This window comes from Pseudomonas sp., assembly GCF_051660785.1.
Lineage (GTDB): Bacteria > Pseudomonadota > Gammaproteobacteria > Pseudomonadales > Pseudomonadaceae > Aquipseudomonas.
On the sequence record NZ_JBOFQE010000058.1, the window covers coordinates 352,750 to 369,364 of the forward strand.

Sequence of the window (16,615 nt, forward strand, 5' to 3'; positions counted from 1 at the left end):
GACTCTGCCAGGACTCCAGATGAATCGTAATGACCTGCGTCGTGTCGACCTGAACCTGTTGATCGTTTTCGAAACATTGATGCACGAACGCAGTGTGACCCGCGCTGCGGAGAAATTGTTCCTCGGTCAGCCTGCCATCAGTGCGGCGCTCTCGCGCCTGCGCGGGCTGTTCGACGATCCGTTGTTCGTGCGAACCGGGCGCAGCATGGAGCCTTCCGCCCGCGCGGTGGAAATCTTCGCCCTGCTCTCTCCGGCACTCGATTCAATTTCCACCGCCGTCAGCCGTGCGGCGGAATTCGACCCGGCGACCAGCACCGCGGTGTTCCGCATCGGCCTGTCGGACGATGTCGAGTTCGCGCTGTTGCCGATGCTGCTCAAACGCTTGCGTGCCGAATCACCGGGGATCGTACTGGTGGTGCGTCGGGCCAACTACATCCTGATGCCGAGCCTGTTGGCCTCGGGCGAGATTTCCATCGGCGTCAGCTACACCGCCGACTTGCCGGCCAACGCCAAGCGCAAAGTGCTGCGTCGCAGCATGCCGAAGTTGTTGCGTGCCGATACGGTGCCGGGCCCATTGAGCCTGGATGACTTCTGCGCCCGCCCCCATGCACTGGTGTCCTTCGCCGGTGACCTGAGCGGCTTTATAGATGAAGAACTGGAAAAGCTCGGGCGCAAGCGTCATGTGGTGCTCGCGGTGCCGCAGTTCAACGGGCTCAGCACGCTCCTCAGCGGTACCGACATTGTCGCGACGGTGCCGGATTACACCGCTGATGCGTTGACAGCCGCTGGTGGCGTGCGGGCCGAAGACCCGCCGTTGCCGGTGCGCAGCTTTGAATTGCACATGGCGTGGCGTGGGTCGCAGGATAACGACCCGGGTGAGCGTTGGTTGCGGTCGCGGATTCAGATGTTCTTTGGGGACCCGGATAGTCTCGCGTGATTCTGTATGAAGGCTTCTGGCGCTATCGCGAGCAGGCTCGCTCCCACATTGGATCGGGGGGTGTTTACAAATCCCCTGTGGGAGCGAGCCTGCTCGCGATGGCCATAGTACGGTTTCAGGATTTTTCTTTGCACTCCCTGCAACACTGAATTGTCATGAATCCAATTGATTGCGCCTCAACGCAAGGCGCATGCTAGAGGGCTGGCTTCAAACTTATATCATTCCGAATGATAGTTACCTTCGCTTCATTCGATTCGTGCGACTTCCCCCCGCCGCTCATCATCCGCCCATCTCAATACATTGGCGGATGCATCCATGGAACAGTCACTCAAACATTTGCGCTTCCCGTTGGCCATGTTGGCCGTACTGGTGATGAGCGCTTGCGGCAAGGCTCCGGAGTCTGCCGCTACCATGCCTGCGGCGAAAGTCAGCGTCGCCAAGGTGCTGGAACAACCGGTCAACGAGTGGGACGAATTCACCGGCCGCCTTGAAGCGCCAGAAACCGTAGAAATTCGTCCACGGGTCTCCGGCCAGATCGATGAAGTGGCCTTCACTGAAGGTGCACTGGTCAAGAAAGGTGACTTGCTGTTCCAGATTGACCCACGCCCCTTCCAGGCTGAGGTTCGCCGCCTCGAAGCACTGGTTGCCCAAGGTCGCGCCAACGCCACCCGCAGCGAAAACGAAGCCCAGCGTGGCGAACGTCTGCGCACCAGCAATGCAATCTCTGCTGAACTCGCCGATTCGCGTACCAGCGCTTCCCAGGAAGCCCGCGCTGCCGTCGGTGCCATCCAGGCTCAACTGGACCTGGCCAAGCTGAATCTGAGCTTCACCCGTGTCACCGCGCCAATCAGTGGTCGCGTCAGCCGTGCGGAAATCACCGCCGGCAACCTGGTGACCGCTGACACCACCGCGCTGACCAGCGTCGTTTCCACCGACAAGGTTTACGCCTACTTCGACGCCGACGAGCGTGTGTTCCTCAAATACACGCAGCTCGCTCGCCAGGGCAAACGCGGAGCAACCACCCCGGTTTACCTCGGCCTGTCCAACGAAGACGGCAACCCGCACCAAGGTGTGATGAACTTCGTCGACAACCAGGTCAACCCGAAAACCGGCACCATCCGCGGTCGCGCTGTCTTTGATAACGCCGACGGACAGTACACCCCTGGCTTGTATGCCCGTCTGAAACTGGTCGGCAGCGGCACCTACTCCGCCGTGCTGATCAACGACGAAGCCGTCGGTACCGATCTGGGCAAAAAATTCGTGCTGGTGATGGATGCCGACAACAAGACGGCTTATCGCGCCGTTGAGCTGGGGCCGAAAATCGAAGGCTTGCGCATCGTGCGCAGCGGCCTGAACAAGGATGACACCGTCATCGTCAAGGGTCTGCAACGGGTTCGTCCTGGCTCGCCGGTCACGCCTGAAGTGATCCCGATGGCCAGCGAACAAACCCTCGCGGCACTCGCACAACAACGACAAGCGCTGGAAGCCAGCAACCTGCCCCAAGTCGCACCTGCCAAGGTCGCGCCGGGATCGGTTGTGAAACTGGCTGCTGCGACTCCACGCGGTTAAGGGACGACAACTCCGATGAATTTTTCCCAATTCTTCATTTCACGGCCGATCTTCGCAGCGGTGCTTTCGCTGCTGATCCTGATCGCCGGTGCCATCTCGCTGTTCCAGTTGCCGATCAGCGAATACCCGGAAGTTGTGCCGCCGACCGTTGTGGTCCGTGCCAACTTCCCGGGTGCCAACCCGAAAGTCATCGGTGAAACCGTGGCCGCTCCCCTGGAGCAAGCCATCACTGGCGTCGAGAACATGCTGTACATGTCCTCGCAGTCCACCGCTGACGGCAAGATCACCCTGACCATCACCTTCGCCCTGGGCACCGACCTGGACAACGCGCAGGTACAGGTTCAGAACCGTGTGACTCGCACCGAGCCGAAACTTCCAGAGGAAGTGACGCGCATCGGTATCACCGTGGACAAGGCTTCGCCCGACCTGACCATGGTTGTGCACTTGACCTCGCCGGACAAACGCTACGACATGCTCTACCTGTCCAACTACGCCTTGCTCAACATCAAGGATGAGCTGGCGCGTCTGGGCGGTGTCGGGGATGTGCAGCTGTTCGGTATGGGCGACTACTCGCTGCGGGTCTGGCTCGACCCGAACAAGACCGCTTCGCGCAACCTGACCGCTACCGATGTGGTGACCGCGATTCGTGAACAGAACCGCCAGGTCGCTGCCGGTGCACTGGGTGCGCCGCCTGCGCCGAATGCCACCGCGTTCCAGCTGTCGGTCAACACGCAGGGCCGTCTGGTTTCTGAAGAAGAGTTCGAGAACATCATCATTCGCTCCGGCGACAACGGTGAAATCACGCGTCTGAAAGACATCGCTCGCGTTGAGCTGGGCTCCAGCCAATATGCATTGCGCTCGTTGCTGAATAACCAACCGGCGGTGGCGATCCCGATCTTCCAGCGCCCAGGTTCCAACGCGATCGAGATCTCCAATGAAGTTCGCGACAAAATGGCCGAACTGAAGAAGAACTTCCCGGAAGGCATGGACTTCAGCATCGTCTATGACCCGACCATCTTCGTGCGCGGCTCCATCGAGGCGGTGGTTCACACCCTCTTCGAAGCGCTGATCCTCGTTGTCCTGGTGGTGATCCTGTTCCTGCAAACCTGGCGTGCCTCGATCATTCCGTTGGTGGCGGTGCCGGTTTCGCTGATCGGTACATTTGCGGTGATGCACCTGTTCGGCTTCTCGCTGAACGCCTTGTCACTGTTCGGATTGGTACTGGCCATCGGTATCGTGGTGGACGATGCCATCGTGGTGGTGGAGAACGTGGAAAGGCACATCGAGCTGGGAGAAACGCCCGTCGAAGCCACCAAGAAAGCCATGCGAGAGGTGACCGGGCCGATCATCGCGACGGCGCTGGTGCTGTGTGCGGTATTTATCCCGGCGGCGTTCATCTCCGGTTTGACCGGCCAGTTCTACAAACAGTTTGCCCTGACCATTGCCATCTCGACCGTGATCTCGGCGTTCAACTCGCTGACACTGTCCCCTGCCCTGGCCGCCGTGCTGCTCAAGAGCCACAGTGCGCCGAAAGATCGCTTTACCAAAGTGCTTGATAAACTATTGGGCGGCTGGCTGTTCCGTCCGTTCAACCGGTTCTTCGAACGCGCCAGCCATGGCTATGTCGGCACCGTAGCGCGGGTTATCCGGAGCAGCGGTATTGCCCTGCTGTTGTACGCAGGCCTGATGGTGCTGACCTTCTTCGGTTTCGCCCACACCCCGACCGGTTTCGTACCCGGCCAGGACAAGCAATACCTGGTGGCCTTCGCGCAACTGCCGGACGCCTCGAGCCTGGACCGTACCGAAGACGTGATCAAGCGCATGTCCGACCTGGCCCTGAAACAGCCTGGCGTGGAAAGTGCGGTGGCCTTCCCGGGCCTGTCGATCAACGGCTTCACCAACAGCCCTAACGCCGGCATCGTGTTTGTGACCCTCAAACCGTTCGACGAGCGCAAAGACCCGAGCATGTCCGCCGGTGCGATTGCCGGTGCATTGAACGGCCAGTTCGCCGGGATCCAGGAAGCCTACATGGCGATCTTCCCGCCGCCGCCAGTACAAGGTCTGGGCACCATCGGTGGTTTCCGCCTGCAGATCGAAGACCGGGGCAACCTGGGTTACGACGAGCTGTACAAAGAAACCATGAACATCATCACCAAGAGCCACAACGTGCCGGAACTGGCCGCCCTGTTCACCAGCTACACGGTGAACGTGCCGCAGGTCGATGCCGCCATCGACCGGGAAAAAGCCAAGACCCACGGCGTAGCCGTCAGCGACATCTTCGACACCCTGCAGATCTACCTGGGCTCGCTGTATGCCAACGACTTCAACCGCTTCGGTCGCACCTATCAGGTCAACGTCCAGGCTGAACAGCAGTTCCGTCTCGAACCGGACCAGATCGGTCAGCTGAAAGTGCGTAACAACAAAGGCGAGATGATCCCGCTGGCGACCTTCATCAAGGTCAGCGACACCTCGGGGCCGGACCGCGTGATGCACTACAACGGCTTCATCACCGCTGAAATCAACGGTGCAGCAGGCCCGGGCTACAGCTCCGGCCAGGCTCAGGCCGCCATCGAGAAACTGCTCAAGGAAGAACTTCCGAACGGCATGACCTACGAGTGGACCGACCTGACCTACCAGCAGATTCTGTCCGGCAACACCGCGCTGTTCGTGTTCCCGCTCTGCGTATTGCTGGCGTTCCTGGTACTCGCAGCTCAGTACGAAAGCTGGAGCCTGCCACTGGCAGTGATCCTGATCGTACCGATGACCCTGCTGTCGGCCATCACCGGTGTAATTGCTTCGGGAGGCGACAACAACATCTTCACCCAGATCGGCTTGATCGTACTGGTGGGACTTGCGTGTAAGAACGCGATTCTGATCGTCGAGTTTGCCAAGGATAAACAGCAGGACGAAGGCCTCAGCCCGCTCGCCGCGGTATTGGAAGCGTGCCGTCTGCGTCTGCGTCCGATCCTGATGACTTCCTTCGCGTTCATCATGGGTGTGGTACCACTGGTGTTCTCCAGCGGTGCCGGTGCAGAAATGCGTCATGCCATGGGTGTAGCAGTGTTCTCCGGGATGCTCGGGGTGACCTTCTTCGGTCTGTTGCTGACGCCCGTGTTCTACGTATTGATCCGTAACTTTGTGGAGCGTGGTGAAAAGCGCAAAGCGGCCAAAGCCCTGAAACTGGAGGCGCAACAATGAGTCTGAAAGCCTTCCTGCCGAGCCTGCTGGTACTGGCCCTGAGTGCCTGTGCCGTCGGCCCGGACTACAAGACCCCAGCCACTGAGCCGGCGAACATCACCAGCGCGACTGACGGCGCTGCCGGCCAGAAAAACTTTGACCGCACGCGTTTCGAAGGCATCTGGTGGCAGCAGTTCGAAGACCCGACCCTCAACCAGTTGGTGACTCAATCGTTGCAAGGCAACCGCGATTTGCGCGTAGCCTTCGCTCGCTGGAAAGCGGCCCGGGCAATTCGCGATGACGCCAGCAACGACGCCATGCCGACTATCACCAGTCGCGCCAGCAGTGATTTGGGCAAAGGCCAGATTCCTGGCCAGACCACCAAACGGGTCAATAGCGAACGCTATGACCTGGGTCTGGACATGGCTTGGGAACTGGATCTGTTTGGTCGTATCCAGCGCAACCTGGAATCCAGCGACGCCGAACAGCAAGCGGCCGAAGCCGATCTGTACCAACTGCAAGTCACCATGATTGCCGAACTGGTGGACGCCTACGGTCAACTTCGCGGTGCACAACTGCGGGAAAAGATTGCCTTGGCCAACCTGAACAACCAGCAGGAATCGCGCAAGATCACCGAAAGCCTGCGTGATGCCGGCGTCGGCGATCAACTGGATGTGGAGCGTGCCGATGCACGCCTCGCCTCGGTCGAAGCCAGCGTGCCGCAGTTGCAGGCCGAACAGGTTCGGCAGAAAAACCGTATCGCCACCCTGCTGGGTGAGCGTCCGGACAAGCTGACCGTCGACCTTAGTCCAAAAGACTTGCCGGCCATTGCCAAGGCGTTGCCGATTGGTGATCCGGGTGAGTTGCTGCAACGTCGTCCGGACATCCTCAGCGCCGAACGCCAACTGGCCTCCGCCACCGCCCGTATCGGCGTGGCCAAGGCTGATTTGTTCCCTCGGGTCAGCCTCAGCGGCTTCCTTGGCTTCACCGCCGGGCGCGGTTCGCAAATCGGTTCCTCGGCGGCCAATGCCTGGGCGCTCGGCCCAAGCATTACCTGGGCAGCATTTGACCTGGGCAGTGTGCGAGCCCGACTGCGTGGCGCAGACGCCGATGCCGAAGGCGCTCTGGCGACCTACGAGCAGCAAGTGCTGTTGGCGCTGGAAGAATCGGAAAACGCGTTCAGCGACTACGGCAAACGTCAGCAACGGTTGATCTCGCTGATACGTCAAAGCGAAGCGAGCCGTGCCGCCGCAGACCTGGCCGAAATTCGCTACCGCGAAGGCACCGTGGATTTCCTCGTCCTGCTGGATGCCCAGCGTGAGCGCCTGGCGGCTGAAGATACCCAGGCCCTGGCCGAAACCGATCTGTACCGCGGCATTGTCGCGATTTACAAAGCCCTTGGCGGTGGCTGGCAACCAGAGACGGTCGCGAGCAAGTAAGTTTTCAAGAGCTCCTTTGGTTGGCCGCAACCAACCAGATTTTTTAGCCCTGCGCCTCATTCGGTCGCGGGGCTTTTTTTGCCTGCACAATTCTGAATACAGCACCGCTCCCACAGGGTTATCGGCGACCTCGAGATTGCTTGGTTTCCTGGACCGTCACCGTTGCTGTCGTCCCCGCCCGCAGCTTGTTTTTGCCGGCATAGTCGGCATCAATCCCGATACGCACTGGCACCCGCTGAGCCAGTTTGACCCAGGTGTAGCTGGGGTTGATGGTGGCCAGCAGGCGGCCACCGGGCAGGTTTTCCCGGTCGGCGATGGCGTAGGCAATGCTTTGCACGGTGCCGCCAAAGCGTTCACCACTCATCAATTCGATGTCGACCCGGTCGCCCTCCTCGATCCGCGGCAACTTGGTTTCTTCAAAGTAGCCGCTGACATAAAACGAATCACTGTCCACCAGCGCCATCAGAGCGCCACCCGCCGTTGCATAGTCGCCCTGACGGGTCAGCAGGTTGGTGACGAAACCGGTGACGGGCGACTCCACTCGGGTGCGCTGCAAGTCGAGTTCAGACTGAGTCAAGGCTGCCGTGGCCAGTTGCACGTTGGCCTGCGCCAGAATCAGGTTGGCCTGGTTGCGCAGCAAATCGGCCTGGGCCACCGAGACATCGGTGTTGGATTTCTCCCACTCTTCGCCGGAAATCGCCGCGCGGTCCTTGAGTGTACGGCGGCGGCGCTCCTCGCTCTGGCGCTGTTTAAGCTGCGCCTGACTGGCGACAATAGTGGCTTCGGATTGCCCGAGTGAAGCTTTCGCCACTTCTACCGAACGTTTGGCATGTTCCACCGCCAAGGCGTAACGCGAGGGATCGATTTCCAGCAGCAACTGCCCCTTCTCGACATGCTGGTTGTCCTGGACACCGAGGCTGACGATGCGTCCCGACACGTCGGCGGACAAGGTCACCACGTCGGCCCGCACCCGCGCATCCCGGGTCCAGGGCGCGCGGGTGTAATGCTCCCAGGCGAACCAGCCCAGCACAAAGGCCAGCAACACCACCGCAACAGTCGCGAGTCGGGCAAGGATCTTCTTCAAGGCATCAAGCTCCCATCACCAGGATCAGCGTTGCGCACACGCAGGCGTACAACGCGCCCTCGAACAAGGCCTCATGCCAGACGAAACGCAGCACGCCCACGCGTCTCATGATCCAGTCCAACAGTAGAAAAATCGGCAAGGCCAGCAACAAGGCCTGGGCGATCGGCGGAAGGTAGACGCCACCTATTTCCAGATCAATGGGCAAGGGCCGGCACTCCTTCCGGTTCTTCGGGTTGAAAGTGTCTGCGATGGCGCTCCAGAAACGACACCACGATCAGCAGTGCCACACGCATCCGGAACACCGACCACAAGTGTTCATGTACGACTAATTGCAAGTCGTCCATTTCATCGCCCAAGGTATGCAAATGCCCAAGTAGCCCGTCAACTTCAATACCGGGTCGCCCGGCGACAAACCTGCCGGTCTCCCGGACCGACGCCTGCAAACGGTTCAGTTGATCGGTACTGAGCAAGGTGTTGCTCTGCGCCTGTTGCCTGAGCTGGTTCAACGCCACACCCAGTGCCATGCACCCGAGGCTGACTTCGAACAGCTCGCTGGACTGCTTGTCGTTGGCGGCAGGCAACAGGCCCAGCATCATGGTCAGGCGATCGACCATGCGGCTTTCAAAGGCAAACTGCTGCTCATCGCTAGCCGGCGTCTTCAGCAAGGCGTAGACCTGTTCACGGTTCTCATTGAAAAGTCGACGCATCCGTAAAACGGGCCTGAACGGAAAGATCAACGCGTAGACACTGAGCGCCAGCGCGGCGGCGCAGATATAGGCACCAGCAAACTCGAACCACTGAATGGCCGTGTTTTGACCGACGCCTACGTTTTGCGGCCCCAGCAACAACATCGTTGTCAGTCCAAGGCCGATGCCCGTGCCGGTGGTGGCTGGGCTGGACAGCCCCACCGCGACCGCATACAGCAAAGGGACCAACAACAAGGCGAGCAGCTCGAAATGACTGATCATCGGGACCAGCATGAACAGATAGAACGCCGACACCACCAAGGCCAGGCCCAGCCCTCTGGCGAAGCTCTGTGCGGCCAGCAACGGCCGAGGAAACGTCGCCATCAGCGAACAGAGAATCCCCACCACGATCATCCCGCCACGAGCTCCGTCCCAGGCGGTCTCGATCCAGATCAGGCCGGCGACCATCAACGCAGTGAATGCCCGGATCGCGTTCATCGCCGCCAGGGTGAAGTCCAGATGCAGCGGGTTTTCCTGGCCCCGGAACACGCAACTGGCTTCACGGCCATCCTGGATCGCATCGCTCAACTCCATAATCTGCCCCAGTTGTTCCAACATCCGCGCTTGCTCCCAGCGCAGCGCCCAGGCCAGGGAACGCAGCGTGGCAGGCATGACCTCGGTGAGTTGTTCGGCCTTGTAGGCCTGGTCGTCGAAACGCTGTTGCAACGCCGCGAAATGGTGCCGCGCCTCGGCCGACAATGTGCGCCCCTTGACCGCCAGTTCATCGAGAAAGGCCAGCTCTTCGGCACGCAACAGCTGGATCTCTTCGGGCAACTCGCCTTTCCAACGCTCGGCCAGTAATTCGCGCTGGTGGCGCAACGCCGTCAACCGCGAAGTCAGCAGCACCAATTGATTGCCCAGCAACTGCACCAGGCCATTGGCGCTGCGTAAACGCGGCGCGTCAAAGTACAGATGCCGACGCAAGCCTTCGAGGGCACTGATTTCCCCCAGCAATTGCATTTGCCTGCGGTGGAAATCGCCCTCGCTCTCCTCGGTGCGAATGACCGCGGCCGCGTGAGTCGCGAGCAGCTTGATGACTTGATCGATCTTGGCGAAATAGCTCCGGGCAACGGCCTCAGGGCGTGCGGTCAGGAGGCTGACGACGCAGACGCAAGCCACCGCCAGGAGCGTCTCGGTGACGCGGGTGACCGCCAGCAGGAACGTACCATCCTGATCAGGTACCGCCAGCAATGCGACCACCACCGCCGTGTAACCACTCAGCACAAATGCCTGTGAGCTGGTGTAGCGCAGCAAGGTGCCGCCCGCGGTGCACAGCGCCAGCCACAAGGCGAGCGTAATGATGAAAGGCATCGGCGCCTGGGGGAAGATCGCCATGATCAATACCGCTACGACCGCCCCCAGGGTGGTACCGATGACCTGGCCGAAACTGCGGGCCAGGGCCATTCCACCCAATGGCTGACTGACAATGACCACCGCCATGATCGACCACTTGGGCTGGTCCAGGTCGAACAGGAAGGCCAGATACAGCGTCAGCAGCCCGGCCGCGATAGTTCTCAAGGCGAACAACAGCACCCCAGGTCCAGGGTTGAGCATTGCCTTGAAATACTGGATCAGCGGTTGCATGGGAACACTCTTCGGGTCATCTCCAGCAAGCGTAGTCACTGCTGCATGGCTGCGACGGGTTTCAATGTCGACAGGACTTGTAGGCATATTCGCCGACATTGAGCTGAGTCAGGGTTTGACTCACACGCCCACCTGACCGAAGCTGACAGCTTTGTGAAAGCCGCCAGCTTCCGGATTCCTGCATGCCCCAGTCCCGCCGCTATTTGCTCATCAGCCTGTGTGTCCTGTTCGCCTTCGCCCTTGCCTGGTTTTTCCTGCGCAGCACGACACCTGTGGTGCCGGAAGCCATCAAGCGCGGCTACAGCGAAGCGTTGACCCAGGCACGTGCCGGCCAACCGGGAGCCGCTCGGGTTCTGTACCAGCAGCTGGGTCGTCCTGACCTGTCGCCCAAGCGCCGTGTCTGGCTGCATGCCGAGCTGCCAAACTACCCGAGCCCGCAAGCTCTGAAACTGGCCGATGCAGACCTGCAAAACCCCTCTGCCGAGGTGCGCATCGCGGCGATCAAGAGTATCGGCGCACTGGTACCCAGCGGGCAGCGCAGTCTGCTGATCGGACCCTTGCTAGAGGACAGCGAACAACGCGTGCGGTCTGTCGCGATCAACGCGTTGTTAGGCCTGTCGCCAGATGACCTGGGCTTGTATTTCGGGCCATTGCAGCAAGCCATCGATGCCTGGGAACAGGCCCTGAAGAGTCAGCCGGAAAGCGCCGATACCCAATACCAGCTGGCCCGCCTGCACCTGCACAATGCCGAATTGAAAGAGGCGCAACAGGCGCTTGCGCGCACGGTGCAGCTCGATCCGGGCAATCTGCCGGCGCTGGTCATGCAAATTGAGGTGCTGGATAAACAAGGCCAAAGCGACGCCGCACGGCAATTGCTGGCGAAACAGTTGAAGGCTCAACCCGACTCGGCCTACCTGCAACATGCTCTGGGGCTCTGGTTGCTGCATCACGGGCAAAGTGAGTTTGCCCTGCTCGGTCTGTCCAAAGCGGTCGAGATTGAGCCGAACAACAAGGATTACCGCTACGACTTGGCGACCACACTGCACGGTGAACAGGAACTGGAAGCCGCGCAAAAACAGCTGCAGGAAATCGTTCAGCGCCACCCGGCCGATCGCAAGGCGCGGGTGCTGCTGATCAATTACTGGAAGGAAAGTGGACAACTGCAAAACGTGCAGATCCTTTTGGCGCAGTTGGAACAACTCAATCCTGATGATCCCGCATTGCAGCAAGGCTTGTAACGGCGCCCTCCATCCCGCCAGCAAAAAGGTTGAACCGTCGCATCGGCCAACGGTCAAGTGATCAGGCAGTCCATTCAGGCACTTCAGGCCTGCTGCCTCGCTTCCCCTAGTCATGAGAGGGTTTTTTTTGTCTACATCTAACGAGTTGTTCAGTGCAAAAGCCGCCACCGGCATCGAAGGTCTGGATGACATCCTGGCCGGTGGATTGTCTCGCGGCCATGTGTTTTTGCTTGAGGGTGAACCCGGAACCGGCAAAACCACCGTCGCCTTGCATTTTCTGTTGGCCGGCGCCCGTGCCGGCGAGCGCTCGTTGTACATCACGCTTTCAGAAACCGAGCGCGAACTGCGCCAAGGGGCGTTGTCCCACGGCTGGGAGCTGGATGAAAACATCCACATCTTCGAGCTGACCCCGCCAGAAAGTCTGCTCAATGCCGAGCATCAGCAAAGCCTCCTGTATTCCTCGGACCTTGAGCTGGGTGAAGCGACCAAACAGATTTTCGAAGTGGTCGAACGGGTCAAGCCGACCCGGGTAGTCCTCGACAGCCTTTCCGAAATCCGTTTGCTGGCCCAGAGTTCCCTGCGTTATCGCCGGCAGATCCTGGCAATCAAGCACTACTTCGTGCGCTACGACGCCACCGTGCTGTTGCTCGATGACCTGACTACCGAATCCCTCGACAAGACCGTCCACAGTGTGGCGCACGGGGTGGTTCGGCTTGAGGAACTGACGCCCAACTATGGCGCCGAACGCCGGCGCATCCGCGTGGTGAAGTACCGGGGTCAAAAGTACCGTGGCGGATTCCATGACTTCACCATCATGGGCGACGGCGTTCACGTGTTCCCTCGCCTCGTTGCGGCCGAACACCGCGGCGGTTATGTACGCCAGCAGTTGACCAGCGGCATCAATGAAATGGACGCCCTGCTCGGCGGCGGCATCGAGACCGGTTCCAGCACGCTGATTCTCGGCCCGGCCGGTACCGGCAAGTCGCTGATCTCGATGATCTTCGCTGCGGCCGCCGTCGCCCGAGGTGAAAAAGCCGCGCTGTTTATCTTCGACGAAGAGCTGGGCTTGCTGTTCGAACGCATGCAGAACATGGGAATCGACCTGCAAGCGCTGCAAGACACCGGCAACCTTTTGATCGAGCAAGTCGACGCCGCCGAACTGTCCCCCGGCGAGTTCTCCCACCGGGTTCGTCGATGTGTCGATGAGCGCAATATCAAAACCGTGGTCATCGACAGCATCAACGGCTATCAGGCCGCGATGCCCGAGGAAAACGCGCTGGTGCTGCACATGCACGAGTTGCTGCTGTACCTCAATCGCCGAGGCGCCGCGACGTTCATGACCGTGGCCCAACATGGGCTGGTCGGGGACATGCAGGCGCCAGTCGACATTACTTATCTGGCTGATACGGTGATTCTTTTGCGTTACTTCGAAGCCCTGGGCAAAGTCCGCCGGGCCATTTCAATTATCAAGAAACGCACCGGCAGCCACGAATCGACCATTCGCGAATATCGGATCGGCAGCACGGGCATGACCATCGGCGAGCCTCTGGATGCGTTCCAGGGTGTGTTGCGCGGCGTGCCGACTTATCTGGGAGCGAGCCAACCACTGCTCAAGGATGATGTCCGGTGAGGGTTGTTGAGGCGATGTCCGAGCGCGCGATTATTCTCGCGCCGCTGGGACGCGACAGCCAGATTGCGCTGATGATGCTCAACGAGGCGGGATTCGAAGGGTTGGTGACCCGGGACCTGGGCACGTTGTGCAGCGAACTCGCGCAAGGTGCCGGCCTGCTGGTGATTGCTTCGGAAGCCTTGCTGGGTTGTGATCTCGAACCGCTGCTGGGGTTGATCGAGCAGCAACCGGCCTGGTCAGACCTGCCGATCGTGCTGCTGACCCACCACGGCGGCCCGGAGCAGAATCCCGCGTCACGCCTCGGCCCGCAGTTGGGCAACGTCACCTTCCTCGAGCGCCCGTTTCATCCGGTGACGTTGATCAGCCTGGTCACCACCGCGCTGCGGGGGCGACGACGGCAGTATGAAGCCAGGGACCGGTTGATTGACCTGAGCCAAAGCGAACTGCGCTTGCAAAACACCCTGGAAACCCTCGAGCAACAGGTCGAGGAACGCACCGCCCAGCTGCGACACAACGAAGAAGCCCTGCGCCAGTCGCAGAAAATGGAAGCGGTCGGCCAACTCACCGGCGGCATCGCGCACGACTTCAACAACATGTTGACCGGCATCATCGGCAGCCTGGAGTTGTTGCGACGACGCCTGGCCCGTGGGCGCACCGAAGACCTTGACGGCCTGATCGATCTGGGGGTGACTTCCGCCAATCGCGCGGCGGGCCTGACTCATCGCTTGCTGGCGTTTTCCCGACGCCAGTCGCTGGACTCCAAACCCGTGGAAATGAATACTCTGGTGGAGTCCATGGGCGAACTCCTGGAGCGCAGCATCAACGAAAGCATTCACCTGGACATGCAGCTGAGCGAAGACCTGTGGGTGGCCGAGGCCGACCCGAATCAGCTCGAAAGCGCCCTCCTCAACCTCGTGCTGAACGCCCGCGACGCCATGCCCGAAGGCGGAAAACTGGTAGTCAACACCTCCAATCAGCATCTGGATCGCGGCTTCACGCAAGCTCACAGTAACCTGCAACCGGGTGATTATGTCGTGCTGCGCGTGACCGACACTGGCTGCGGCATGCCAGAAGGCACCATCAGCCGGGCCTTTGATCCGTTCTTCACGACCAAGCCGATTGGCCAAGGCACCGGCTTGGGGTTGTCGATGATTTACGGTTTCAGCAAACAGTCCCACGGCCACGTGGCCATCGAGAGCGAAGTGGGCAATGGCACGACAGTGAGTCTGTATTTACCGCGCTACAACGGTCTTCTGGTCGAGGAGACGCTGGTCGATATCGCGCACGCGCCTTACGCTCAACACGGCGAAACCGTGCTGATCGTCGAGGACGATCCGGCGGTTCGCGTGCTGGTCAGTGCGGTACTGAGTGAGTTGGGCTATGCCTTCGTCGAAGCGGGCGATGCCGATAGCGCGGTGCCGATTCTCGACTCCGGGCAGCGGATCGATCTGTTGATCAGCGATGTGGGGTTGCCCGGCATGAATGGCCGGCAACTGGCAGAAATCGGTCGGCAGTACCGGCCTGATCTGAAAGTATTGTTCATTACCGGTTATGCCGAACACGCGGCGGTGCGCGGCGGATTCCTCGACCCCGGCATGCAGATGATCACCAAGCCGTTCACCTTCGACCTGTTGACGGCCAAGGTGCGGGAGATGATTCGAATCTGACCTCGGCGGACAACTTGAGACGATAGTTCATTCTGACGGGCCTGCCTACCTGTCAGGTCTGACAGCTATTCAACTATATCCAACTGCTTTCAAATCCCTTCGACGACGCAATGTTTAACGCCGTTTAACCGGCATTGCGCGCAATTGAAGGGGTACAAAAATGAAGCAATTATTGATTCTTGGGCTTTGCGTCGTACTGGCCAGCTGCCAAACGGCTCCGCAGCATGAAGTATCTGTTCCTCCAACCGCTGATACTTTAACGCTCGCAACGCTTACAGCTGCGCCCAATGGCGCAGAAGTCGCTGCAGAACTGACTCGCCGTTATCTCGATGTGCGAATTAACTGCGGCAAAACCTCAATGCCAGCCTTCCTCTGCCGAGGCGTGATCCTGAGGTCAACCGTGCCTTCGAACGACTACTCAAGCTGGAATCCAAGTCCACACTCACAAAAGAGTGGCGGTACTTCTTTTTCATTCTTGAGTAGAGACATGAAGTTCAAGAACCTGGTGTTCGGCCAGAACAATGGCTTCATTTTCTACCCTGTATTGGCCAGGCCTCCTGGCACCCTACAGATAGAAATCCTTTGCGCCTACCCGAGTGATGGTGCGACTCAATTGAGGGATAAACCGGGTTGCGGTGCTCACCCCTATGCGCCCGACAGGAGTCGACGCTGCCAGACAATTGGAGTGACTACGGCACAACAGTGGATTGCGAACCGGCAGCAGAACATTTGGAACATATGCAGCTTCGATGTGCGCGATAGCATGAATGATCAAGCCGCCGACTCTTTCTATCAGACCATCCTTGCTCACAACCTGGGCAATCTGTTTGCCGGTGTATACGACTATAGCGAGCTGATTCTAGCCACTTGGCCGCAAAATATTCCTTCGCAGTTGCCTATCGAGGCTTTTTACTATCTGCCGGGAGGTCTGGCCGGCGCGCAGCATGATCAAAAGGACTATTTCGTCAAAACAGGAGGGAAAGTTATACCCATCATCAAGATGACGTTACCGGCCACACCCACCGAGGACGCGACTTTCGCTTACCTTCCGGGAGATCAGGTAAAGCCGTGAACCATCAATGGTTGAACGCGTGTCGGCGATTGGCCGACACGTTTGGTCAGGACAGCATTTCCTGCATGATCTCTTGCAACACATCCAGATCGAACGGCTTGCCGAGGATCGGCGCCTTGCGCGTGATCGGGCTGTCGGTCTCACGGATTTCCTGCGGATAACCGCTGATAAAAATCACTTTGAGTTCCGGTCGCAGTTTCACGGCAGGCTCGGCGATCTGCACGCCGGAGATCCCGCCAGGCAGGCGGAAGTCAGTGATCATCATGTCCAGGTGCGGTTTGCTCGCCAGTATTTCAAAGGCCTGCTCGCCGTTTTCGGCCTGCAGCACCCGGTAACCCTCACCCGACAAGTAAGCGGACAATACCATCAGAATCGAGGGGTCATCCTCGACAATGAGTACTACATCTTGTGCATCTTCACTCATGGGAAGCCTTTGTTCGGTCAATAGCTGCTGATACGACCATGGGGTCGA

12 protein-coding genes are annotated in these 16,615 nt (G+C 59.6%); 8 read left to right on the plus strand and 4 right to left on the minus strand.

Annotated elements, in window-relative coordinates; translation table 11 throughout:
• Nucleotides 1-19 precede the first annotated feature (19 nt).
• From ACRC4F_RS15535 to ACRC4F_RS15550, 4 genes are all read left to right on the plus strand, one after another.
• Nucleotides 20-937 (plus strand): LysR family transcriptional regulator, encoded by a 918-nt coding sequence (locus tag ACRC4F_RS15535; protein WP_008026287.1) that lies wholly within the window; start codon nucleotides 20-22, stop codon nucleotides 935-937.
• Nucleotides 938-1,252: 315 nt separating this feature from the next.
• Nucleotides 1,253-2,506 carry a multidrug efflux RND transporter periplasmic adaptor subunit MexE gene (gene mexE, locus ACRC4F_RS15540; protein ID WP_438660113.1) on the plus strand — a complete coding sequence of 418 codons (1,254 nt, stop codon included), beginning with the start codon at nucleotides 1,253-1,255 and terminating at the stop codon, nucleotides 2,504-2,506.
• A gap of 15 nt (nucleotides 2,507-2,521) precedes the next feature.
• A complete protein-coding gene (locus ACRC4F_RS15545; RefSeq protein WP_438660114.1) occupies nucleotides 2,522-5,704 on the plus strand; it encodes an efflux RND transporter permease subunit in 3,183 nt (1,060 codons plus the stop codon).
• Nucleotides 5,701-7,122: an efflux transporter outer membrane subunit gene (locus tag ACRC4F_RS15550; protein WP_438660115.1), complete on the plus strand. Its 1,422-nt coding sequence runs from the start codon at nucleotides 5,701-5,703 to the stop codon at nucleotides 7,120-7,122. Before ACRC4F_RS15545 ends, ACRC4F_RS15550 begins: the two co-directional genes overlap by 4 nt.
• A 118-nt stretch (nucleotides 7,123-7,240) precedes the next feature.
• Here the strand turns inward: ACRC4F_RS15550 and ACRC4F_RS15555 are convergent, their stop codons facing one another.
• From ACRC4F_RS15555 to ACRC4F_RS15565, 3 genes are read right to left on the minus strand one after another with little or no spacing between them, the layout of a single operon-like run.
• Nucleotides 7,241-8,206: an HlyD family efflux transporter periplasmic adaptor subunit gene (locus ACRC4F_RS15555; protein ID WP_438660116.1), complete on the minus strand. Its 966-nt coding sequence runs from the start codon at nucleotides 8,204-8,206 to the stop codon at nucleotides 7,241-7,243.
• A 4-nt stretch (nucleotides 8,207-8,210) separates the two neighbouring features.
• Nucleotides 8,211-8,411: a DUF1656 domain-containing protein gene (locus tag ACRC4F_RS15560; RefSeq protein ID WP_438660117.1), complete on the minus strand. Its 201-nt coding sequence runs from the start codon at nucleotides 8,409-8,411 to the stop codon at nucleotides 8,211-8,213.
• Nucleotides 8,401-10,536 (minus strand): FUSC family protein, encoded by a 2,136-nt coding sequence (locus ACRC4F_RS15565; protein WP_438660118.1) that lies wholly within the window; start codon nucleotides 10,534-10,536, stop codon nucleotides 8,401-8,403. The genes ACRC4F_RS15560 and ACRC4F_RS15565 overlap by 11 nt, the downstream gene beginning before the upstream one ends.
• A gap of 182 nt (nucleotides 10,537-10,718) precedes the next feature.
• Between ACRC4F_RS15565 and ACRC4F_RS15570 the strand changes: the two genes are divergently transcribed.
• The 4 genes from ACRC4F_RS15570 to ACRC4F_RS15585 all read left to right on the plus strand — a co-directional run bounded on the left by ACRC4F_RS15570 (nucleotide 10,719) and on the right by ACRC4F_RS15585 (nucleotide 16,143).
• Nucleotides 10,719-11,774 carry a tetratricopeptide repeat protein gene (locus ACRC4F_RS15570; RefSeq protein ID WP_438660119.1) on the plus strand — a complete coding sequence of 352 codons (1,056 nt, stop codon included), beginning with the start codon at nucleotides 10,719-10,721 and terminating at the stop codon, nucleotides 11,772-11,774.
• Between the two features lie 127 nt (nucleotides 11,775-11,901).
• Complete coding sequence (locus tag ACRC4F_RS15575; protein ID WP_438660120.1) at nucleotides 11,902-13,404, plus strand: ATPase domain-containing protein; 1,503 nt, start codon at nucleotides 11,902-11,904, stop codon at nucleotides 13,402-13,404.
• Nucleotides 13,405-13,418: 14 nt separating this feature from the next.
• On the plus strand, nucleotides 13,419-15,071 hold the full coding sequence (locus tag ACRC4F_RS15580; protein WP_438660141.1) for an ATP-binding protein: 1,653 nt from the start codon (nucleotides 13,419-13,421) through the stop codon (nucleotides 15,069-15,071).
• Nucleotides 15,072-15,231: 160 nt separating this feature from the next.
• A complete protein-coding gene (locus tag ACRC4F_RS15585; protein ID WP_438660121.1) occupies nucleotides 15,232-16,143 on the plus strand; it encodes a halovibrin HvnA in 912 nt (303 codons plus the stop codon).
• Nucleotides 16,144-16,189: 46 nt separating this feature from the next.
• Here ACRC4F_RS15585 and ACRC4F_RS15590 read toward each other — a convergent pair whose 3' ends face one another.
• Nucleotides 16,190-16,567, minus strand: a complete 378-nt coding sequence (locus ACRC4F_RS15590; protein ID WP_131058583.1) for a response regulator — start codon at nucleotides 16,565-16,567, stop codon at nucleotides 16,190-16,192.
• Nucleotides 16,568-16,615: the final 48 nt, after the last annotated feature.